20 protein-coding genes are annotated in these 21,825 nt (G+C 62.1%); 9 read left to right on the top strand and 11 right to left on the bottom strand.

Translation table 11 applies throughout. The features are described 5' to 3' along the window. Position 1 precedes the first annotated feature (1 nt). The 3 genes from Q0844_RS17010 to Q0844_RS17020 form a co-directional block, all read right to left on the bottom strand. A complete protein-coding gene (locus tag Q0844_RS17010) occupies positions 2–1,624 on the bottom strand; it encodes a TRAP transporter large permease subunit (protein ID WP_299047311.1) in 1,623 nt (540 codons plus the stop codon). Between the two features lie 4 nt (positions 1,625–1,628). Further along, positions 1,629–2,519: a TRAP transporter small permease gene (locus Q0844_RS17015; protein WP_299047313.1), complete on the bottom strand. Its 891-nt coding sequence runs from the start codon at positions 2,517–2,519 to the stop codon at positions 1,629–1,631. Positions 2,520–2,617: 98 nt separating this feature from the next. Then, on the bottom strand, positions 2,618–3,643 hold the full coding sequence (locus tag Q0844_RS17020) for a TRAP transporter substrate-binding protein (protein WP_299047316.1): 1,026 nt from the start codon (positions 3,641–3,643) through the stop codon (positions 2,618–2,620). 197 nt (positions 3,644–3,840) lie between these two features. Here Q0844_RS17020 and Q0844_RS17025 point away from each other — a divergent pair, with 197 nt between their 5' ends. Beyond that, positions 3,841–4,497, top strand: coding sequence for a GntR family transcriptional regulator (locus Q0844_RS17025; RefSeq protein WP_299047317.1), 657 nt, complete (start codon positions 3,841–3,843; stop codon positions 4,495–4,497). 4 nt (positions 4,498–4,501) lie between these two features. Here Q0844_RS17025 and Q0844_RS17030 read toward each other — a convergent pair whose 3' ends face one another. The 3 genes from Q0844_RS17030 to Q0844_RS17040 all read right to left on the bottom strand — a co-directional run bounded on the left by Q0844_RS17030 (position 4,502) and on the right by Q0844_RS17040 (position 7,304). After that, a complete protein-coding gene (locus Q0844_RS17030; RefSeq protein ID WP_299047319.1) occupies positions 4,502–5,371 on the bottom strand; it encodes a hypothetical protein in 870 nt (289 codons plus the stop codon). A gap of 83 nt (positions 5,372–5,454) precedes the next feature. After that, positions 5,455–6,429, bottom strand: coding sequence for a D-erythronate dehydrogenase (gene denD, locus Q0844_RS17035; protein WP_299047321.1), 975 nt, complete (start codon positions 6,427–6,429; stop codon positions 5,455–5,457). Continuing rightward, entirely contained in the window at positions 6,426–7,304 is an 879-nt protein-coding gene (locus Q0844_RS17040) for an NAD(P)-dependent oxidoreductase (RefSeq protein ID WP_299047324.1), read from the bottom strand. The genes denD and Q0844_RS17040 overlap by 4 nt, the downstream gene beginning before the upstream one ends. 117 nt (positions 7,305–7,421) lie before the next feature. On the opposite strand from Q0844_RS17040, the gene Q0844_RS17045 reads away from it, so the two are divergent. Genes Q0844_RS17045 through Q0844_RS17065 form a run of 5 tightly spaced genes read left to right on the top strand, consistent with a single transcriptional unit; the run spans position 7,422 to position 12,826 of the window. Then, positions 7,422–8,168 (top strand): SDR family oxidoreductase, encoded by a 747-nt coding sequence (locus Q0844_RS17045; protein ID WP_299047326.1) that lies wholly within the window; start codon positions 7,422–7,424, stop codon positions 8,166–8,168. Then, complete coding sequence (locus Q0844_RS17050) at positions 8,165–9,967, top strand: IlvD/Edd family dehydratase (RefSeq protein ID WP_299047329.1); 1,803 nt, start codon at positions 8,165–8,167, stop codon at positions 9,965–9,967. The genes Q0844_RS17045 and Q0844_RS17050 overlap by 4 nt, the downstream gene beginning before the upstream one ends. Before the next feature lie 10 nt (positions 9,968–9,977). After that, the gene (locus Q0844_RS17055) at positions 9,978–10,820 is read left to right on the top strand and encodes a fumarylacetoacetate hydrolase family protein (protein WP_299047332.1); all 843 of its coding nucleotides are present in this window, start codon (positions 9,978–9,980) and stop codon (positions 10,818–10,820) included. Then, a complete protein-coding gene (locus tag Q0844_RS17060; protein ID WP_299047334.1) occupies positions 10,813–11,745 on the top strand; it encodes a 2-hydroxyacid dehydrogenase in 933 nt (310 codons plus the stop codon). Before Q0844_RS17055 ends, Q0844_RS17060 begins: the two co-directional genes overlap by 8 nt. Then, a complete protein-coding gene (locus Q0844_RS17065) occupies positions 11,738–12,826 on the top strand; it encodes a mandelate racemase/muconate lactonizing enzyme family protein (protein WP_299047337.1) in 1,089 nt (362 codons plus the stop codon). Before Q0844_RS17060 ends, Q0844_RS17065 begins: the two co-directional genes overlap by 8 nt. A 56-nt stretch (positions 12,827–12,882) precedes the next feature. Here Q0844_RS17065 and Q0844_RS17070 read toward each other — a convergent pair whose 3' ends face one another. The 3 genes from Q0844_RS17070 to gpmI are packed head-to-tail and all read right to left on the bottom strand — an operon-like array spanning position 12,883 to position 16,862. Next, positions 12,883–14,223, bottom strand: a complete 1,341-nt coding sequence (locus Q0844_RS17070) for a S41 family peptidase (RefSeq protein ID WP_299047341.1) — start codon at positions 14,221–14,223, stop codon at positions 12,883–12,885. Positions 14,224–14,229: 6 nt separating this feature from the next. Next, positions 14,230–15,354, bottom strand: coding sequence for a peptidoglycan DD-metalloendopeptidase family protein (locus tag Q0844_RS17075; RefSeq protein ID WP_299047344.1), 1,125 nt, complete (start codon positions 15,352–15,354; stop codon positions 14,230–14,232). Next, positions 15,351–16,862 (bottom strand): 2,3-bisphosphoglycerate-independent phosphoglycerate mutase, encoded by a 1,512-nt coding sequence (gpmI, locus tag Q0844_RS17080; RefSeq protein ID WP_299047346.1) that lies wholly within the window; start codon positions 16,860–16,862, stop codon positions 15,351–15,353. Before gpmI ends, Q0844_RS17075 begins: the two co-directional genes overlap by 4 nt. 118 nt (positions 16,863–16,980) lie before the next feature. On the opposite strand from gpmI, the gene Q0844_RS17085 reads away from it, so the two are divergent. After that, positions 16,981–17,472 (top strand): DUF3291 domain-containing protein, encoded by a 492-nt coding sequence (locus Q0844_RS17085; RefSeq protein ID WP_299047348.1) that lies wholly within the window; start codon positions 16,981–16,983, stop codon positions 17,470–17,472. Here the strand turns inward: Q0844_RS17085 and Q0844_RS17090 are convergent, their stop codons facing one another. Continuing rightward, positions 17,473–17,931 (bottom strand): hypothetical protein, encoded by a 459-nt coding sequence (locus Q0844_RS17090; protein ID WP_299047349.1) that lies wholly within the window; start codon positions 17,929–17,931, stop codon positions 17,473–17,475. A 10-nt stretch (positions 17,932–17,941) separates the two neighbouring features. Further along, on the bottom strand, positions 17,942–20,914 hold the full coding sequence (locus Q0844_RS17095) for an error-prone DNA polymerase (protein WP_299047351.1): 2,973 nt from the start codon (positions 20,912–20,914) through the stop codon (positions 17,942–17,944). A gap of 194 nt (positions 20,915–21,108) precedes the next feature. On the opposite strand from Q0844_RS17095, the gene Q0844_RS17100 reads away from it, so the two are divergent. Together Q0844_RS17100 and Q0844_RS17105 are read left to right on the top strand one after the other, a co-directional pair. Beyond that, positions 21,109–21,576, top strand: a complete 468-nt coding sequence (locus tag Q0844_RS17100) for a DUF1203 domain-containing protein (protein WP_299047353.1) — start codon at positions 21,109–21,111, stop codon at positions 21,574–21,576. A gap of 68 nt (positions 21,577–21,644) precedes the next feature. Beyond that, positions 21,645–21,824, top strand: a complete 180-nt coding sequence (locus Q0844_RS17105) for a zinc-finger domain-containing protein (RefSeq protein WP_299047354.1) — start codon at positions 21,645–21,647, stop codon at positions 21,822–21,824. Position 21,825 lies beyond the last annotated feature (1 nt).

The raw sequence follows: 21,825 nt of genomic DNA on the forward strand, positions 1-21,825 counted from the left end.
CCTAGAGCAGGATCGAGATGATGGGCGGCCAGATCAGCAGCACCGACAGAGCGATCAGCTGGATGCCGATGAAGGGCAGGAACCCCTTGAAAATGTCGGTCAGCTGGATGTGCGGCGGCGCCACGGATTTCAGGTAGAAGGCGGCCGGGCCAAAGGGCGGCGACAGGAACGACACCTGCATGTTCATACAGAACACCACCCCGAACCAGATGGCGACGTGACGCGGGTTCAACTCTCCGAACAGGCCAATCTCGTCAATGGGCAGCTTCAGCACGATGGGCAGGAACACCGGTATGATCAGCAACACGATGCCCACCCAATCCATGAAGGCGCCCATGAACAGCAGTATCAACATCATGAACAGGATCACGGCCATTGTCGGCAGTTCCGAGCCGACGATGAAATCCGCAACATAGGTCGGGCCACCCGCGATGGTATAGGCCCCGGCCAGCGCCGTAGCACCAATGGTCACCCAGATGATCGTGCCGGTGGATTTCAGCGTTCGCATCAACGATTCCCACACCAGGTCAAAGGACGCCTCGCCCCGGAAGACCGCGATGATGAAGACCGCCATCGCACCCATGCCTGCCGCTTCGGTGATGCCCGTAATGCCGCCATAGATGGACCCCATCACAACGCCAATCACCACGATGGGCGGAACGAGGCCCTTGCCCATCGACCACCCCGTCGCGGTGCGGGCGCGGCCAAAGACACCAAAGATCAGCGCCAGCGATATCGCCAGCGCAACGCCGAAATAGGTGATGTACGGCGCTGTACCGAACCGCGCCTGTTCCCCTGTGGCTGCCGCGTTCGAGCCCGAGAATTCAAAGAACATCGCCCGTCCCATAAGGGCCGCGGAAAAGCCCGCGACGACAACGGCGAGGAAGGCAAAGAACAACATCGTTTTTTCGCGTCCCATCGGCTCGCCCGGCACGGGATCTGGCAACGGGGCGTCCTGCGGGCGCAATTGCGTGCGGATGATGATGTAGATGATGATGAAGGACGCCAGCATGAAACCGGGGATAAAGGACGCGGTGAACAGCGCCTTGATCGAGGTTTCCGTTATCAAACCGTAAATGATCAGTACGATGGATGGCGGGATCATGGTGCCAAGGCTGCCCGATGCACAGATCACACCGATGGCAAGGTTCTGGTTATAGCCCAGCCGCAGCATCTGCGGCAGTGCGATCAGACCCAGAAGCACGACCTCGCCCCCGATGATGCCCGACATGGCCGCCATGATGACCGCCATGATCGACGTCACGATGGCGATGCCGCCCCGCGTGCGGTTCAGCCACACGTTCAGGGACGAATACATTTCCTTGGCAATGCCGGACCGTTCCAGCAGCGCCGCCATGAAGATGAACAGCGGAATGGATATGAGGACATAGTCCGTTAAGAGCCCGTATATTCGCTGGGCGAGGATATTGAGCGGCCCCGCCCCGGGCCGTCCGGTCAGGATACCATCCCCAAAGGTCCATGGGGCCAGCAGCAATTGCGGCTCGAACTTCATCACCAGCACGCCCACGGCGAGGATGGCCGACGCGAGGCCCAACGGCATCCCGATGGCCAAGAGCAGGATCAGCCCCAGCATCAGGACAAGCGAAATAGTACCGATATCCATGGGCTCAGTCCTTTGCCTTCACGTGTTGGCCGGTCACGTCGAGATCGCCGACCCCGTCGCTGCCGACCTGTGCCTTGATGCGCTCGATCTCTTCCTCGTCGAGGTCTTCGCCGCCGTAATGCACCTCTTCCTTGTTCCAGTCGGAAATCAGGTTGATCACGGCCTGGATCGCGACCATGCCCACGACAAACAGCACCATGGGTTTCATCGTGGCCGGGATCGGCGGGTCAAAGGCAGTGCCGAAGGTTTCCCAGCGATAGAATTTGTCAAACGCTTCGCCATAGCCGCCATAGATCAGGAAGGCGGCAAAGGTGACGATTAGCAGGGTGGAAATGCAGTCAAAGATGCGTTGCACCCAGCGCGGAACGGCATCGTAAAGCAGAACGATACGGATGTGGCTGCGTTGCTGCATGGCGTACAGGCCCGCACACAGGAACACAAAACCAGCGAGCCACAATGACAGTTCGTTGGCCCACAGTGTCGGCGCTTCGAACACGTAGCGCAGGATCACTTCGTACAACATGACCGATGTCAGCAACAGGATCAGCATCATGGTGACGCGACCGATAAACACGGCCAACCGGTCAGCGGTGCGCCAGCTTTCAAATTCCATGCCCGCGCGGCGCACGGTGCGGATGCCAACATAGCCAAAGCCAAGGACACCGATGGCTGCCAGCCAGTCCACAATATCGGCAAACCCGCCAAACAGGCCGCCAAGGCCCGGGGTCACATCATTGCGTCGAAACAGCGCCGACAGCTTGTCGAATTGGGATGCGTCTGTCGGGGGGTAGAAGTCGAGCGTGAAGGCCGGCATGTGCCAGACCACCCAGCCTGCACAGAAGATGAAAGCCAAAGGCACAAGCCACTCGATCGGAGTGCCGGAGCGCACCTGCATCACGAAGTCCCCCTGTCATGAGAAATGGCCTGCGCACGTCTTGTCCCGAGCGGCGTCAGGCGGGTTGGGGCCCCGACATGCGGGACCCCAAGGATCGCTTACTCGGACACGAGGCCCAGCTGTTTCAGGTAGCTCAGGTGCGCATCAACCAGCGCCTTGGCTTCCGGCGTGTCGGCGAATTCGGGCCATGTGGCCTGGGCCGCGTTGCGGAACTTCTGCAGCTCTTCGGGTGCCCACTTCGACAGGGTCACGCCCTGTTCGCGCAGTTGTGCGGCCGCTTCGGCGTTCTTTTTCTCGAACGTCAGGGCGGTGCGCAGCGCCAGCGCTTCCATTGCAACCTTCATGATCTTCTGGTGGTGCGCAGGCATCGCGTCAAACACGGCCTTGTTGCATGCCAGGTGATCCGACGGCATCGAATGGAAGCCGGGGAAGTTGGCGTATTTCACGATGTCATACAGACCCAGACCCACGTTGTTGGCCAGGCCGGATGCGTCAGCCCCGTCGATGATGCCGGTTTCCAGCGCGGTAAAGATCTCGGTGAAATCCATCACGATGGGCGAGGCGCCCAGCTTTTCAAAGATCTTGGTTTCCATGCCGGGGGGCGACCGGAATTTCCAGTCTTTGAAGTCGGCAACCTTTTCGATCGGCTTGGACGAGGCAAAGCTCTCCTGACCGTAGACCCACCAGCCGATCAGCTCCATGCCGTACTTGTTGTAAAGCGGCGCCGCAGCTTCCTTGCCGCCACCGAAGTACAGCCAGCTCAACTGCTGATAGGGGGTTTCGTAGCCGCCCATGATGTCGCCCACGAACTGGAAGGCGGAGTTCTTGCCGGTCTGGTAGCCACCACCGGTCATGTCGCAGTCAAGGATCCCGGTGGATGCCGCGTCAAATGTTTCGACCGACTTCACGACCGACGACGAGTAGAACATCTCGACCTGGATCTCGCCGTTCGACATGTCCTGAATGTCTTCGATGTACTGTGCCGCCAGCTTGCCCGAGACCGTCTCTGGGGCATAGTGCGTCTGGATCCGCAGTTTGGTTGAGGCATGGCCGTCGGCCATCGCACCCGTTGCGGCCACAGTGGCCGCGACGACGGCAGCCGCCGCCTTCTTGATAAATGTCATGTCATCCTCCCTGACATTTTATGTATGCGCACCGGCAGATTCAGTCGCCTGCCTTTGTGTGTCGTGACCTGAGGCTATGCGCAGTTGCCCTCGCGGGACAACAGAAAAATGAAATTAAGGCGATTTTTGAGATTTATATGGAATTTCGAGATTTCGTGATTTATCGATGTGCAGACTTCGTGTGCCAGAAAACTGCAATGCCCTACGACACCGACATCTTTGAAACACTGCGCTATCGCCTGATGACAAACGCTTTTGAGCATGGTCAGAAGGTTCGGGCAGAGCATTTGCGGCAGGAGTTCGGCTGCTCTGCCAGTACGATTCGCGAGGTGCTGTTTCGCCTGTCGACGCTGGGACTGGTCGAGTTCCAGGAACAGCGCGGGTTCCGCGTGCCGCAAAAGTCACGCGAGGCGATTCACGAACTGACGCACTTGCGCGTGCTGCTCGAGGCCGAAGGTACCGCCATGTCGATCCGCCGCGGTGGCGTCGCGTGGGAGGCGCGGCTGACCGCCGCCCACCACCAGCTGAGCCATCTTGAGATGCGTCTGAACACCGCCACGGACCGGTCGCCCTTTGTCGAATTGTGGTTCAACGCAGAAGCACAGTTTCATGAAACCCTGATCTCGGCCTGCGGGTCGCAAACGCTGATCGACACGCATTTTCAGGTCTACTGCCGGTTCCGTCAGCAATTGATGGTCGAGGATCGGCGCTTCGACTTCATCTCGAACAACATCCAGCAGCACCAGCATATCCTGGACGCTGCGATGTCCGGGGACGAGGCGCTGACACGGCAGAAAATCCACGATCACCTTGCCCGGCATTTGTTGAGCGAAGCGGCGACAGAGCCGGCCTGATCGCTCAGTTGCCCGGCGTGACCCGCCGTTGGTTCTGCCAATTGCGTACAATCCTGATCTCTTCATCAGGCAACGTCCCGCGAAAGCGAAACTGCACGTTGTCAGGTGGTGCGCCGCATTGCGCGCCTGGGTCAAACGACCGAACAGAGGCTTCCAACTCAGCGCTGACAGACGCGGCAATCAGCGGCCAATCACTGCCATCGGGTTCTGACGCATACGTATCAACAAGGATCGGATAAACAGGGTGGCGAAAAATGACCCTGGGCAAAGACGCATTCATTTCGTCCAGCGTTTCCAGTTCAAATAATCGCTCCGGCACTCGCGAGAACCGACCACCCTTGATGAACAATGCCGTCACATCACCTTGGCGCGCCCAGACCATCTGGCTCTGCCTTTGCGTCGTTTCGAAGACAGGAACGGGTGGCAAAGGCGCCTCAACACCGGCCAGTTCATCGTCAAACCAAGCTACATTACCCGGCATGATCTGGTGCCCGGCAGCTTCAAGCCCGTGCCAAAACGTGTCGCGATCCATTCGGTGGCCCAATGCATCCTGCCCCAGCGTCCCAGAGTAAATCGGATGCTCGGGCGACGAACACTTGCCATAGCGCTCTGTTACCGGCCGGGCGATCACCAGCCCGCAAATCCAATAATATTCGAACTCTGCACCGTGACACTGCTGCCGGTTGTCGACATACAGCTGGACCGCACCCGGATCCGAGTACAGTTCGAGCCTGGCAGCATCGTTTGCAGTTGCCGCTTGATGGGACGAAACGGCGGAGAGGACCAGGATGTACCCGCCCATACCGACCACATACAAAAGCAGAATGGCTGCTATCAGCGCCAAGCTGATTGCGGCAAATTTGATAGCCTGCAAATACGTGCGCTCCCTTTTCCACCCAAGAGCACAAATCGCAAAGCAATGTGGTCAAAGCATGGCCCGTTTGGTGAAAACGCGGCTTAACGCCCCTCCAACTCTTCCTCAACATAAACGTCGATAATCTCGCGAAAACTCTGTTCCGCCTCGAACCCCAGCGCCAGTGCCCGCTCTGGGGCAAAATTCCGCGGCCAGCCCTCGACAATCTTGGCCACCGCCTCATCCCGCTGCGGCTTGATCAGCGCCACGACATTGTTGCCCGCCACCTCGCGCAGCGCCTCGATCTGCTCGGCCACGGTGCAGCTGAGCCCCGGCAGGTTCAGGGACCGCCGTCCGTTCAGTTCGTCGGTGTTCAGCACTGCGGCGTGGGCCAGAAAACCCGCCGCAGACCGCGGCGAGGCATGCCAGTGCCGCACCGCGTCGTCCACCGGCAGGACCGCCTCTTGCCCGTTCAACGGCTCGCGGATGATGCCCGAGAAGAAGGACGACGCCGCCAGGTTCGCCTTGCCCGGCCGCACGCAGATCGTGGGCAGACGCAGCGCCATCCCGTCAATGAACCCCTTGCGGGAATAATCCTGGATCATCAATTCGCACGCCGCCTTCTGCGCGCCATAGCTGGTCTGGGGCGAGGTCAGGAATTCGTCACCGATCCTGTCGGGATAAGGGCCGCCAAAGACTGCAATGGACGACGTGAACACGACACGCGGTACATATTCGCCCCCGGTCGCCCGGTGCTGGGCGCGCAACGCCTCAAGAAAGGACCACAGGGGCGTCAGGTTGGTCTGCCAGCCCAAGTCAAAATTCGTCTCGGCCTCACCCGACACGATGGAGGCAAGATAGAAGATCAGGTCAAACCGCTCAGCCGCCAGCGCTGCGCCCTCGGCCAGAACCGACAGGTCACCAACGCGCTTGTCATCGCCCGCAGCGTCCGGAGCGTAGCCCAGATCATGCAGCGTCACGCGGAAATCGCCAAAGCCGGGCAGCCCGTGCGTCTCGAGCCGGCGGGTCAGCTTTTGACCAACCATGCCGCCGCCGCCCAGGATGAGGATACGTTTCATGTGCCGTCCCCCTGCCGCGCCTTGAGTTCAAGATAGAGGCCCGAATGATCCTTGTCCGCCCCGTCCATGCGATCCACGAAATGGGCAAACCGGTCGCGCACGTCCCTTACCATGGGCAAGGTGACGCCCGCTGCCGCCGCCTCGTGCAGCACATTGTCCAGATCCTTGAGCTGGAATTTCGACAGGCCACCCGGAACGAAATTGCCGGTTGTCATCCGTTCGCCATGTTGTTGCAGAATCGTGCTGTCGGCAAAGCCGCCCTTGAGGGCCGCGCGCAAGGCGGCAGGGTCGGCGCCGCCCTCTTCGGCCAGCAGCATTGCTTCTGCCACTGCGCCGATGGTCACAGCGACGATGGCCTGATTGCACAGTTTCGACAGTTGCCCCGCCCCGGTCGGACCCACATGCACCGGACGACCCATCCGTTTCAGAACCGGGGTTGCCCGTTCAAAATCAGCCGCATCTCCGCCTGCCATGATCGCAAGTGACGCCGCCTCGGCGCCCTTGGTGCCGCCCGACACCGGCGCGTCCAGAAACCCGATCCCCGCGCCGGACAAGGCATCGCGTGCCGCACGCGCCTCGGCGGGTTTGGTGGACGACATGTCGATCCACAGCGCGCCGGATGTCAGGGACGGCAGCACCTCATCGATTACGGACAGGACCGTTGGGCCATCGCTCATCATCGTGATGATGATGTCGGCGCCGGTGACCGCCGCATTTGTGCTGGCCGCCACCGCCGCACCCTCATCGGCAAGAGGATCCGCCTTGGCCTGGGTCCGGTTCCAGACGGTCACCGCCACCCCGGCCCGCGCGAGGTTCCGCGCCATCGGAAACCCCATCAAACCCGTGCCCAAAAGGGCCACCTTTTCGAACGCCATGACTTTCCTCTCGAAATTATCGTGACGTCTGGTCAACGCCCGCACCTTGTCCTACGCTAACAGCAAAACGCAGACCTGCCGTCTGCGCAACACCTGATCCGATACGGGGGGAAGTCCATGGGCCGTCTTGACGGAAAGCGCGCACTTGTGACCGCTGCGGGACAAGGCATTGGGCGTGCCAGCGCGCTTGCCATGGCAGCAGAGGGGGCGCAGGTTTTTGCAACCGATGTGAACGCGGATGCCCTGGGCACGCTGGACCACGCCAATATCGAGGCCTTTCCACTAGATGCCCGTGACAGTGACAGCATTGCCGATGGGGTCATGCGCGCCACGCCCGATATCCTGTTCAACTGCGCAGGGTTTGTGCACCACGGCACCATACTGGATAGTACGGATGACGAATGGGACTTCGCATTCGACCTGAACGTGCGGTCCATGTATCGCACCATCCGCGCGGCGCTTCCCGGGATGCTGGAACGTGGCGGGGGCAGCATCATCAACATGTCATCGGCCTTGGGCTCCATCATCGGCGCGCCCAACCGCTTTATCTATGGCACGACCAAGGCCGCCGTTGTCGGCCTCACCAAATCCGTCGCCGTCGACTACATCACGCAGGGCATCCGCTGCAATTGCATCTGCCCCGGCACGGTGGAAAGCCCCAGCTGGCACGACCGGGTCAAGGCCCTGGGCGAACAGCTTGGCAGCTATGACAAGGCCATGGAGCAATTCGTTGCCCGCCAGCCCATGGGCCGGGTCGCAAAAGCCGAGGAAATAGCAGCGCTTGTCGTCTACCTTGCCAGCGACGAAAGCGCATTCACCACAGGACACACCCACATCATTGATGGAGGCTGGTCAGGACAATGACCAAGAAGAAAATCGGAACAGAGGATCTGCGATCCCGCAAATGGTTCATGAACCCGGACAACCCGGAAATGACCGCGCTGTATCTGGAACGTTACCTGAACTACGGGTTGACGCGGGACGAACTGCAATCGGGCAAGCCGATTATCGGCATTGCGCAAACGGGCAGCGACCTGTCACCCTGCAACCGCCACCACCTTGAGCTGACAAAGCGGGTGCGCGACGGCATCATCGCGGCGGGCGGCACGTGCATCGAAGTGCCGGTGCACCCCATTCAGGAAACCGGCAAGCGCCCCACGGCGATGCTGGACCGGAACCTTGCCTACCTGTCTCTGGTCGAGACGCTATTTGGCTATCCGCTGGACGGTGTCGTATTGAACATCGGCTGCGACAAGACCACGCCGGCGCTTCTGATGGCTGCCGCGACGGTCAATATTCCCGCCATTGCCTTGTCCGTTGGCCCCATGCTGAACGGTTGGTTCCGGGGGCAACGCACCGGTTCAGGCTCGATCGTGTGGCAAGCACGCGAGATGATGGCGCGGGGCGAGATTGACGACGAAGGGTTCATGGAACTTGTCGCGTCCTCCGCCCCCTCGGTCGGCTATTGCAACACGATGGGCACCGCGACCACGATGAATTCGCTGGCCGAAGCGTTGGGCATGCAACTGCCCGGTTCGGCCGCCATTCCCGCCCCCTACCGCGAGCGCAGCCAGATCAGCTATGAAACAGGCCGCCGTATCGTGGACATGGTGTGGGAGGACCTGCGCCCGTCCGACATCATGACGCGCGCGGCATTCGAGAACACCATCGTCATCAACTCGGCCATCGGCGGGTCCACCAACGCGCCAATCCACCTAAACGGCATTGCAAAGCACCTCGATGTGCCATTGAACAACGACGATTGGCAGCAACACGGCCACCACGTTCCGCTTCTGGTGAACCTCCAGCCCGCAGGCGAATATCTGGGCGAAGATTACCAGCACGCGGGCGGCGTCCCTGCGGTCATCGGCGAATTGATCGCGGCCGACCTGCTGCCCCACCCCGATGTCATCACCGCCAACGGCAAGACGATGCGGGAAAACTGTGCCCATCTGCGCAGCGAAAACACCGAAGTGATCAAACCGGTGTCCGACCCGCTCAAGGCCGAGGCCGGGTTCATCAACCTCAAGGGCAACCTGTTCGACAGCGCGCTGATGAAGACGAGCGTCATTTCCGAGGAATTCCGCAACCGCTACCTGTCCAACCCCGACGACCCAGAAGCGTTCGAAGGGCGGGCCGTGGTGTTTGATGGACCCGAGGACTTCCACCACCGCATTGATGACGAGGCCGAAGGAATCGACGAACACTGCATTCTCTTCATGCGCGGCGCAGGTCCCAAGGGCTATCCCGGCGGTGCAGAGGTCGTGAACATGCGTGCGCCGTCCTACCTGCTGAAAAAAGGCATTCAGGCGTTGCCCTGCGTCGGCGACGGACGTCAATCCGGCACCTCCGGCTCGCCCTCGATCCTCAACGCCTCGCCCGAGGCGGCAGATGGCGGCGGTCTGGCTCTGCTGGAAAACGGCGACCGCGTGCGTATTGATCTGAGAAAATGCACCGCCGACATGCTGGTCGACGACACCGTGCTCAAGGCCCGTGCCGAGGCGATCATGGCCGCGGGCGGCTATCCCGTCCCCGAAAGCCAAAGCCCATGGCAGGAGATGTTCCGCGACTATGTCGGCCGCTTTGACGAAGGCATGACCTTGCGCGGCGCCACCAAGTACCAGGACATCTCGCGCAAGCACATGCCGCGCGACAACCACTAAGAGGCCCCAGATGAAACTTGTAAGATACGGTGACACTGGTCACGAAAAGCCCGGCCTCATGGACGGCGACATGCTCCGCGACCTCAGCGGCCACATTGACGACATCCACAGCGGCACTCTGGACGATGCGACACTTGATACGCTGCGCGCCATCGACCCGGCCACCCTGCCTGCAGTCGACGGCACCCCGCGCATCGGCCCCTGCGTCGGCAACATCGGCAAGTTTCTGTGCATCGGCCTCAACTACTCGGACCACGCCGCCGAACAGGGTCTGCCGATCCCCGAACACCCGATCCTGTTCTTCAAGGCGAACTCGGCCATCGTCGGCCCCAATGACGACGTCGTTATGCCGCGTGGATCGAAGCGTACGGATTGGGAAGTCGAATTGGGCGCGGTGATCGGCAAGACCTGCAAATACGTCTCCAGGGACGACGCGCTCGACTACGTGGCGGGCTATTGCATCGTCAACGACGTGTCCGAACGCGAGTTCCAGCAGAACCTGACGGGCCAATGGACCAAGGGGAAATCCTGCGACACCTATGGACCTACAGGACCGTATCTTGTGACCCGGGATGAGGTCGAAGACCCCCAGGCACTCGACATGTCGCTGTCGGTCAACGGCAAGCGGATGCAGACCGGGAACACCTCCACCATGATCTTTTCCGTGGCCGAAATCATCGAACACCTGTCGCATCTGTTTACGCTGCACCCTGGTGACGTGATCAGTACCGGCACGCCCCCCGGCGTGGGCGACGGGATGAACCCCAAGACCTACCTCAAGGTGGGCGACGTGATGGAACTGGAAATCGCGGGCCTTGGCACGCAGCGACAAGAGGTGAAACAGGATGCCTGATCTTCTGCAAATCGGTGGGATCACCGACACCATGCGCGACCGTCTGTCAGAGCGCTTCACCATCCATCAGACGACCGGTGATTACCCGGCCGATGCCATCACCCACATTGTCACCAACGGCCATGACGGCGTGCCCGCCGATGTGCTGGCCAAATGCCCCAACGTGCAGATGGCGGCCAGCTACGGCGTGGGCTATGACGCCATCGATACGGATGCTTGTGTGGAACGCGGTATCATCGTGACCCACACCCCCGACGTGCTGAATGCCGAGGTCGCCAGCACCACAATCATGCTGATGCTCGCCAGCTTCCGCAACTTGCTGGCGGACGAGGCGCACGCCCGCTCCGGCAATTGGGAAACGCAAGGCAACGCGCCGCTGTCACGCAGCGCCGACAACCGGCGTGTGGGCATCCTCGGGCTGGGCCGCATCGGACAGGCCATCGCGGACAAGCTCAAGGCCTTCGATGCCGACATCCACTATCACACCCGCAGTGAAAAGGACGTGCCCTACACCTACCACGCCAACCTCGTGGACATGGCACAGGCGGTCGAGGTGGTCATCTGCATCACCCCCGGCGGCCCTTCGACCCACCACATCGTCAACAAGGACGTGATCGAGGCGCTTGGCCCTGACGGCACCCTGATCAACGTGTCGCGCGGGTCGGTGATTGACGAGGCGGCGATGGTCGAGGCCCTGCAATCAGGCAAGCTGGGCTATGCCGCCCTGGATGTGTTCGAGGAGGAACCGAAAATTCCCGACGCGCTCAAAACCATGTCCAACGTGGTCCTTCTGCCCCATGTGGGCAGCGCCACGCATGAAACACGGGCCGCCATGGGTGCGCTGGTCGTGGACAACCTGATCAGCCACCTGGACAACGGGCTGGTGATCACACCGGTTCCAGAGACCAAGCACCTCAATGGCTAAGATCACGGACGTCACCGCCCGCCTGTTCGCCGTGCCGCTGGACGAAATCCTCGTCGATGCCAAGCATGGCGATCACAGTCATTTTCACCTGATTACGACCACTGTCACGCTGGACGACGGGCGTACGGGCACCGGCTATACCTACAATGGCGGACGCGGCGGGCATGCGACAGCGGCGATGATCACGCATGACCTTGCCCCGTTCCTGATCGGGCAGGATGCGGGCGATGTGGAACGGCTTGCCCACGGCATGGACGCACACCTGCACTATGTGGGGCGCGGCGGCATCCTGTCGTTTGCCATCTCGGCAGTTGATATCGCGCTTTGGGACGCACGGCTGAAAGGGGCGGGCCAATCGCTCGTGAAGGCGGCGGGCGGGGCCTCTGACCGGTGCAAAGCCTATGCGGGCGGCATCGACCTTGGCTTCGACCTGCCCAAGCTGCTGGACAGCGTCCGCGCCTATCTGGCGCGCGGGCACAACGCGGTGAAGATCAAAATCGGCCAGCCGACCGAAGCCGAAGATGTCGAACGGATCAAGGCGGTGCGGGCCCTGATCGGCCCCGACATCACATTCATGATCGATGCCAACTATTCCATGACTACGGCCCAGGCGATCAGCCTGGCCCACGCGGTGAAGGATCAGAACATTACCTGGTTCGAGGAACCGATCGAGCCGGACCTGTTCGAAGACTTCGCAGCCATCCGCAACGCCACAGGCATGCCAGTGGCCCAAGGCGAAAACCTGCACACCATGCACGAGTTCCGCCGCGCCCTGCCCCATGTGGACTTCATCCAGCCTGACGCCTCGAATTGCCTTGGGATCACCGGCTGGCTGGACGTCGCGAAACTGGCCGCTGATGCGGGCGTACCGGTGTGCAGCCACGGGATGCAGGAACTGCACGTGTCGCTGGTGTCATCCCAAGCCCACGGCGGTTGGCTGGAAGTGCATAGTTTTCCCATCGACCGCTACACAACGCGGCCATTGGTGATCGAAGATCACCTTGCCGTTGCCCCGAACGTGCCCGGCACGGGTGTGACATTTGATTGGTCAAAACTGACCCCGCATGAAATCACCCTTTGAATGACAAAGGGCGGCGCCAGCGGCACCGCCCTTCCCAATCTCGTATCTCGCGCGATCTACTCGGTCGGACCCAATGCGTTCAGGCCCTTCAGAATATCGATGGCATAGGCCAGCTGATAATCCTCTTCCCGCAACTCCGCGGCGGCTTCGGCCTTGGCACGGTCCGCTTCAATTTGCTGGATCTGGTCCTCGGTCAACGAATCGTTGTCGAGGCTGCCGCGCAAGTCACCTTCGGACCGAGGGCCGATGGCGCTTGCTGCGCCCTCTTCTTCCTCTTCGGCAGGACGGCGGCGGGGTTGTTCCACGACGATGTCGGGGCTAACGCCCAGCGCCTGGATCGACCGACCAGACGGGGTGTAGTACCGCGCCGTGGTCAAACGCATCGCGCCTTCACCCCGCAGCGGCATGACCGTCTGAACCGATCCCTTGCCAAAGCTCTTGGTGCCCACGACGATGGCGCGACGGTGATCCTGCAGCGCGCCCGCCACAATTTCCGAGGCCGATGCCGACCCGCCATTGATCAGCACGACAATGGGCTTGCCCTGGGCCAGGTCACCCGGTGTCGCATTGAACCGGTCACCATCGGCCGGATCACGGCCCCGGGTCGATACGATCTCGCCCTCTTCGAGGAAGGCATCCGACACGCGAATGGCCTGCGTCAACAGACCACCGGGGTTGTTGCGCAGGTCCAGAACAAAGCCGTTGACGTTCTCCATACCGCCCAGTGTTTCGACCTCTTCTTCCAGCTTGGACATGAGGTTCGGGGTGGTCTTGTCGTTGAAGGTGGTCACACGCAGGACAACGGTTTCGCCTTGGGTGCGGCTGCGGACAGCCTGCAATTCGATGGTGTCGCGGATGATGGACACATCAAAGGGTTCGGTTTCGCCCTCGCGGACCACGGTGACGATGATCTCGGACCCGACCGGTCCGCGCATCCGTTCGACCGCTTCGTCCAGGGTCAGGCCCAGCATCGATTCGCCATCGACATGGGTGATGAAATCACCCGCTTCGATGCCCGCCTCGGCTGCCGGCGTGCTGTCGATGGGCGACACCACCTTGATGAACCCTTCTTCTTGCGTGACCTCGATGCCAAGACCGCCGAATTCGCCACGGGTCTGCACCTGCATCGCGGCCGCATCGTCGGGCGACAAGTAGCTTGAGTGCGGATCAAGCGAGGTCAGCATGCCGTCGATGGCGGCCTCGATCAGTTCCTTGGGCTCGACCTCTTCGACGTATTGGCCGCGGATGCGTTCAAAGATGTCCCCGAACAGGTCAAGCTGTTCATAGACGCTGGCATTTGCCGCCTTTTCCTGTGCCAGAAGCGGCCCGGCGACCTGCGTGGTGGCGATCACACCCGCCACCGTTCCGCCCAAGGCGGCCATCACGAATTTCTTCATTACAGCTTATCCATCCTGTTCGGTGCTGAACCACTCAAGCGGGTCCATTGGCACGTTATTCTCTCTTACCTCTATATAGAGCGTTTCCGAACGCTCAGCGCCACCCCCTTCACCACCTGTTGAAGCGGCATTTGGCGCAGGCAGGCCACCCATCAGGCCCAATGGGGTGCCAGCGGCGATAATCTGACCGGTTTTACCATAGCTGACGGCCATGCCCGCCAGAATGATCAGCGTGCCGGGGCGTGGTTCAAGGATGGTCACGGCGCCAAAGTCCAGAAGCGGACCGACATAGCGCAGCGTCGCCGCCGTGGGCGAGGTCACCAACGTGCCGGGGCGCGTTGCCAGCAGGATGCCGGGGCGCGTGATCCCGGCGGCATCCGGTTCACCGGCCTGGCGCAGAATGAGGCCCCGGGCGGGCATCGGAAACTCACCGATCAGGTCATCTATGGGTGGCGCCGACCACCCGGCGTCCCCTTCCGCAATGCTGGCCAGCCCGCTCGAGAACGCATCCAATGTCTCGGCAGAGGCGATCAGGATCGCGGTGCGCACCGGATCTTCGGTAAAGCGTTGGGGCAGATCCGTCCGTTCGGCCATCGCCTGGTTCAGGGCGGACCGGGCTGTCTGCACTTCGGCCAGACCGGTCTGCAATTGTGCCGCGGCCTGTTCTTGCAGCAGTCGCAGGCTTTCGACATCGCTCAGGTCCTGGCGCAGCTGCGCGGCGCGTTGGTTCAGGGCCGGTGTCAATTCGGCCAAGAGCATCCCGGCGCGCGCCGTTCCGTTTGGCCCCTGCGGATGCAGGAATGCGGTCGGGGTCTCGTCCGGGGACAGGGTCTGCAACACGGCGACCAGTTGGGCAATCTCGGCATCGCGCGCCTGCAATTGGCCGCGCAGCTGCGCCTCGCGGATCGCCGCACGGCGCAACCCGGCCCGCATCGCGGACAGCCCGGCCTCGTAGGCTTGGACCGTATCGGTCAAGGCCCGTACCCGGTCGCGGGCGCTGCCCGCGTCAGTCAACCGGACCGATGCGGCCTCCAGTTGCGCGCCTGCTTCACGTGCCAGCGCACCCGCATCCTCCTGCGCCCAAAGCGGCAGGGCAAAAAGGGCCAGAAAAAGCGCGACGCCTGTCCTCATTCGATCAGATTTTCGCCTGTCATCTCGACGGGCTGTTCAAGGCCCATCAGGTGCAGCAGCGTGGGTGCCAAGTCGGCAAGCCGCCCCGACTTCAACTGCCCCTCGGCGCCGATCAGGGCCACGGGGACAAGGTTTGTCGTATGCGCCGTATGTGGCGCACCGGTATCAGGGTCGATCATGGTTTCGCAATTGCCGTGATCCGCCGTGAGGATCATGGCCCCGCCCGCCTGGTCCAATGCAGGCAGAACGCGGCCCAGCCCCGTGTCCACGGCCTCGCACGCGGCAATGGCGGCATCCAGATCGCCGGTATGGCCTACCATATCCGGATTGGCATAGTTCACCACGATCAGGTCATACCCCTCTTCGATGGCGGCGATAAATTTGTCCGTCACCTCGACCGACGACATCTCGGGTTGCAGGTCATAGGTGGCGACCGCGGGCGACTTGGGCATCGCGCGGTCCTCGCCCGTTTCTGGTCGTTCCTCTCCGCCATTCAGGAAAAAGGTCACGTGCGGGTATTTCTCGGTCTCGGCCAGACGGAACTGGCGCAAGCCTGCCTTGGCGACCCACGCCCCCAGCGTGTTCACGATCTCGGGCTTGGGATAGACGGTGGTCATATAGGCCGCGTGGTCTTCGGAATAGTCCGCCATGCCCATCAAGCCGAACCAGTCGGGGCGGCCCGCAGGATCAAAAGCGTCAAAGCCCGGATCGCCCAGCGCCGCCATGATCTCGCGCGCGCGGTCAGCCCGGAAGTTCAGGCAAAACAACCCGTCGCCGTCCCTGGCGCCCTTGTAGCCATCCATGACGGCCGCCGGGATGAACTCGTCCGTCTTGTCGTCGTCATAGGCGGCCTCGATGGCGGCCTGCGCACTTTCGACCACCCGTCCATCGGCCCGCACCATGGCGGCAAAGGCGGTCTCGACCCGGTCCCAGCGGTTGTCGCGGTCCATCGCGAAATAGCGGCCCGTGACGGTCACGACGCGCGCCCCCGCAGGCAAGGCTTCGGTCAATTGCTCCAGATAGGAGAGGGCCGATTTTGGCGCGACGTCACGGCCATCGGTGATGGCGTGGATCACAACGGACAGCCCCGCATCGGTACAGGCCTTGGCGGCGGCGATCAGGTGGCTGATATGCCCGTGCACGCCACCATCCGACAATACACCCATCAGATGGGCGCGGCCCTCTGCTTCCTTGATACCGTTGATCCAGTCGGTCAGGCGCGGGTTGCGAAAGAAGCTGCCGTCCTCGATGGCCAAATCGATCTGACCCAGATCCATCGCCACCACACGGCCCGCGCCGATGTTGGTATGACCGACCTCGGAATTGCCCATCTGCCCGCGCGGCAGTCCCACATCGGGACCATGGGTGACCAGGGTCGCATGGCTGCACGTGTCCATGATCCGGTCGATCGTGGGCGTGCGGGCCAGCCTGGGCGCGTTGCCGGTCCTGTCGTCACGCAGGCCCCAGCCATCCATGATGCACAGAACAACGGGTTTGGGTGGTGCCATCTTGGGGGGTCCTTCCGGTGGGGTGCCTGCGTTCTACCGCGCCGCCCGGCGCTTGGAAAGAAGGCTTGCATAGGTTGGCGCGCGCGGTACGGTCCGACCCCGGGCGGAGGGCCGTGAGATGCGCGACTACATGCTGGTACACCTGAATGTCGTGCGCCCTGTCGGCGCCTTCAGCGCGGGCCACCCCAATGCCCAGTTCTTCTTTGGTGAATTGCCCAAGGTGTTCGCGGCGGCCAAGGCGGATGACGGCATGTTCTGGCACAATCACGGGGCGCGTCTGCCGGACGGCCGGTATGGCGACATGACCGACCTTCTGGAATTGCGCACCACAAGGACCGAAGACAATTTCCACATCCTGACCATGGCCGGGTGGCGCGACGTGCACGCCCTGCACCGGTTTGCCTATCGTGAAGCCCTGCACCGCAACGGGATGAAAACGCTCCGTGATTGGGTGGACCGGTCGACCGGCGCAACCATGGTCATGTGGTGGACCGAACGTGGCACCCGCGTGACGTTGGAGGACGGATGGCAGCGGTTGCAGATGCTGCGGGCCGATGGTCCCTCGACCAACGCCTTTACACTGCAAACCCGGTTTGATCCGCCGGACTGATCACGTGATGCGATCCGGCAGGCCCTTGCCGTTATTCCACCAGCGATGCGGATTGTCGCTGTTGGGATCATAGGCCGCCCGGCTGACCCAATCCTCGCGGAGGAAAATCACCGGTTCCTCGTAGTGGTGCACTTCCAGAATCGCATCCATGACCTTCTCCAGCACGACCGCATCCCGTTCGATGGAAATCTTCAATTCCACCATGGGATAGGTTTCGGTCTCGCCGGCCTGAAATCCGTCCACATGGGTTGTGGTGGTCGATCCGGCCTCGGGCCGGGCCGTTTCGCGTCCCACGGCCGAGATGCTGGCATTGCGCTGATACCGGCCATAGCCCAATGGGTGCACCTGCATCACCGCATCCAGAATGCGGTCGGTATCTTCGTGCAAGGTCTGTATTTCCAGGGTCCAGACCGGGATGAACGTGCCCGATGTGGCCTTGTAACTGGCAAGTGTGGTCATGCTGTTCCTCTCAATCCGGGGTCCCCCGCGTGAAACTGATCTTCGACAGGTCCGGGGCCTGTTGCGTGGTGGACAACACTTCGACCGGGGCCGCGCCCGGGGTCAGGATATGGCGCAACAGGCCCACGGGATGCGCGCGCAGGGTCAGGCGGGTCGATACGTAATCCTCGACCACCTGCTCACCCAAACTCATCTCGGGCAACAATGCCATGGGCTCGTCCACCACCTCGCCATCCAGATCGTTGGCAAAGAGGGGCAGGACCGGACCCGGGGCAATGGCCTTGGCCTCCCATAGCGCCTCGCGCCGGGTAAGTCCTGCGGATGCAAAGGCGTCCGCCTCGGCCAGCCGCACGATCACCGGCGGTGACAGACCGGCCCGCCGCCAGATATCCTGCACGGATTGATACCCGTTGCCGCGCGCCGCCGTCAGCCAGCTTGCGTCCTCCTCGGACAATCCCTTGATCTGCCGGAACCCAAGCCGCAGGGCGAGGCCCCCGCGCCCGTCAGGTTCCATCGCGTTGTCCCAGAAACTCGCATTCACACAGATGGGGCGCACCTCGACCCCGTGTTCGCGCGCATCGCGCACGATCTGGGCGGGCGCATAGAACCCCATGGGCTGCGCATTCAGCAGCGCACAGGCAAAGATGCCCGGATGGTGGCATTTGAGCCAGCTTGAGGCATAAACCAGCAGCGCAAAGCTGGCTGCGTGGCTTTCGGGAAAGCCGTAGCTGCCAAAACCCTCGATCTGGGAAAAACAGCGCTCGGCAAAATCGTCGTCATAGCCGTTCTTGCGCATGCCATGCAGGAACAGGGCGCGGAATTCACTGACGCTGCCATGCTTCTTGAACGTCGCCAGCGACCTGCGCAGCCGGTCGGCCTGATCGGGGGTAAAGCCCGCCCCCACGATGGCGATCTGCATGGCCTGTTCCTGAAACAGCGGCACGCCCAGCGTCTTGCCCAGCACCGCGCCAAGTTCGTCCGAGGGGAAAGACACCTCCTCCTCTCCGTTGCGGCGGCGAATATAGGGATGCACCATGTCGCCCTGAATGGGGCCCGGTCGGATGATCGCCACCTCAATCACCAGGTCGTAGAAGTTGCGGGGGCGCATGCGAGGCAGAAAGTTCATCTGCGCCCGGCTTTCGACCTGGAACACACCCACGCTGTCTGCCGCACACAGCATGTCGTAGACGCGCGGGTCCTCGGGCGGCAGGGTGGCAAGGGTATAATCCTGCTGGTGGTGCATCCTGAGCAGGTCAAAGGCCTTGCGGATACAGGTCAGCATACCAAGGCTGAGCACATCGACCTTCAGGATGCCAAGGCTGTCGATGTCGTCCTTATCCCAACAGATGACGGTGCGGTCTTCCATCGTGGCGTTTTCGATGGGCACCAGTTCATCCAACCGCCCTTCGGTGATGATGAAACCGCCCACATGCTGGGACAGATGCCGGGGAAAGCCGTTGATCTCGTAGACCAGTTCGATGGTCTGCTGCAGGCGGCGGTCGCGGAAATCGAGGCCGATCTCGGCCATGCGCTCCGCCTCCAACCCCTTGGTGGAAAAGAAGCCCCAGAGCTGGGAAGAAAGTGCGCTGATCGTGTCCTCGGTCAGGCCCATGGCGCGGCCCACCTCGCGGATGGCGCGCTTGCCCCGGTAATGCACGACCGTCGCGCACAGGCCCGCGCGGTGGCGGCCATAGCGTTCATAGATGTGCTGGATCACCTCCTCGCGCCGCTCATGTTCGAAATCGACGTCAATGTCGGGTGGCTCGTCCCGGGCCTCGGACACGAAGCGTTCAAAGACCATCGTGCCCATCTCGGGTGACACGCTGGTGATGCCCATGCAGTAACAGACCACCGAATTGGCCGCCGACCCGCGCCCCTGACACAGGATGCCGCGCGAGCGGGCAAAGTGGACAATATCGCGGACGGTCAGGAAGTAGGGCTCGTATTTCAGCTTGGCGATCAGGGCGAGTTCGTGGCGCAGAAGGGTCTGCGCCTTTTCGGGGGCGCCCGCCGGGTAGCGCCATTTCAGACCCTCATAGGCCAGCCGTTCGAGCCGCTGGCTGGGGGTCTCATCCTCAGTGATCTCGGACGGGTATTCATAGCGGAGTTGATCAAGCGAGAAGTCCAGACGCGCGGCAAGCTCCCCCGTCCTGTGCACGGCCTCTTCGTGCCCGGCAAAAAGACGCAACATATCCGCAGCGCTGCGCAGGCGTCCTTCACCGTTGCTGAGCGCCGCGCGGCCCAACGCATCGACACGGCATTTGAGGCGGATGGCCGTGACCACATCGGCCAGCTTGCGGCGTGATCCGTGGTGCATGCGCGGCGCGGCAGAGGCAAGGGTCGGCACGCCCAACCCCCGCGCCTGATCCGCAATCCGGTCAAAGCGCACCGTGTCGCGCCCGTCATAGCGGGGGGGCAGCAGCACATGCATGTTCCCGGCAAAGCGGCGCGTCAACCGGCACGCCGTTTGCACCCAATCGCACGCGCCGCCCTGCCCCCCCTGCGCGTGTGGCCAAAGAAGTAGATGGAGACCATCTGCAAACTCTTCGAGGTCCTTCAGTTGGAGATGGCATTCGCCTTTTTCGGCATCAAGACGACCCTTCGAGATGATCCGGCACAGGCTGCGCCAGCCCTGCCGGTCCACGGGCAGCACCGTGATCGGCGGGGCATCCGTGAAAAGCAGACGCGCTGCCGGGATCAGGCGCGGGACAATATCGACCGACGCCCGCGGTGGATTCGGTACATGGTCGGGCTTGGGCGGGCCAATCAGGCCGTGGATTTTATCGAACTCGCGCCGTTCCTTGACGTTGCGCGCAATCACCTTGGCCTGGGTATGCGCCCGCACGATCCCCGCCACCGTATTGTCATCGGCAACGGCAATCGCCTCCATCCCCAGCAGGGCGGCACGGTTGATGTACTCCTCGGGGTGGGACGCCCCGGTGAGGAAGGTGAAATTCGACGTGATCGACAGCTCGCAAAACATGAAACAGCAGATTCGGTGGCAGCAGGGCGCCATTATGTTCTATTTTTGTTCTCATTTGAAGTGTCGAGATGGGGCTTTGCCCCCGCGCCTGCGGCGCTCCCCCATCGTATTTTCAGTCGGAAGAAACAAAGGCGCAGGAATCGGATCGCCCGGCGCCACCCAGGCAGGTCAAAATGGAAAAAAAGGAGGCCACAATGCCAAGATTCACCGCCCTGCCAACAGACATCGTCAAAGCCTACCGCGCCGGTGCACCGGATGCATTTGGCAACCCGCCCGAACGGCACATCTCGGACGGGGCCGGCAACCCGTGCCGCCACTGCCTGCGCGACGTGCCCGCCGGCGCCGAGATGCTGGTGCTGGCCCATAAACCGTTCGAAGGCCGCCACCCCTATGCCGAGGTCGGGCCGATCTTTCTGTGTGCCGACGATTGCCCACGCGGCGGCGGGTCCGATTTACCCGACATCCTGACCACCTCGCCCGACTACCTGATCAAAGGGTATTCGGCCGATGACCGCATCGTCTATGGCACCGGTGCCGTCACCCCGACGCCCGAGATCGGGGCACGGGTGGCGGCCATCTTTGCCAACCCGGACGTGGCCTACCTGCATGTGCGCTCTGCCCGCAACAACTGTTACCAGGCGCGCGTGGACCGGGACGGGTAACCCCTTGTCTGGCTTGCCGCCTTGGCGCATAAACGCTCCCGCACGCGCCCCAGCCAAGGATTGCCCCCATGCCCATCGACGCACCCGAAACCAAGACGGTCCACACCCACCGCGTGGCGTGTGACGGGGGCGAAGGCGCGCTGGGGCATCCGCGCGTCTGGCTGCAGATCCCCGAAGATACCGGCTGGGTCGAATGCCCGTATTGTGACTGCAAATATGTATACGAGGACACGGCAGGCGCGGCCTGAT

The sequence above is a fragment of the uncultured Tateyamaria sp. genome (genome assembly GCF_947503465.1).
Lineage (GTDB): Bacteria > Pseudomonadota > Alphaproteobacteria > Rhodobacterales > Rhodobacteraceae > Tateyamaria.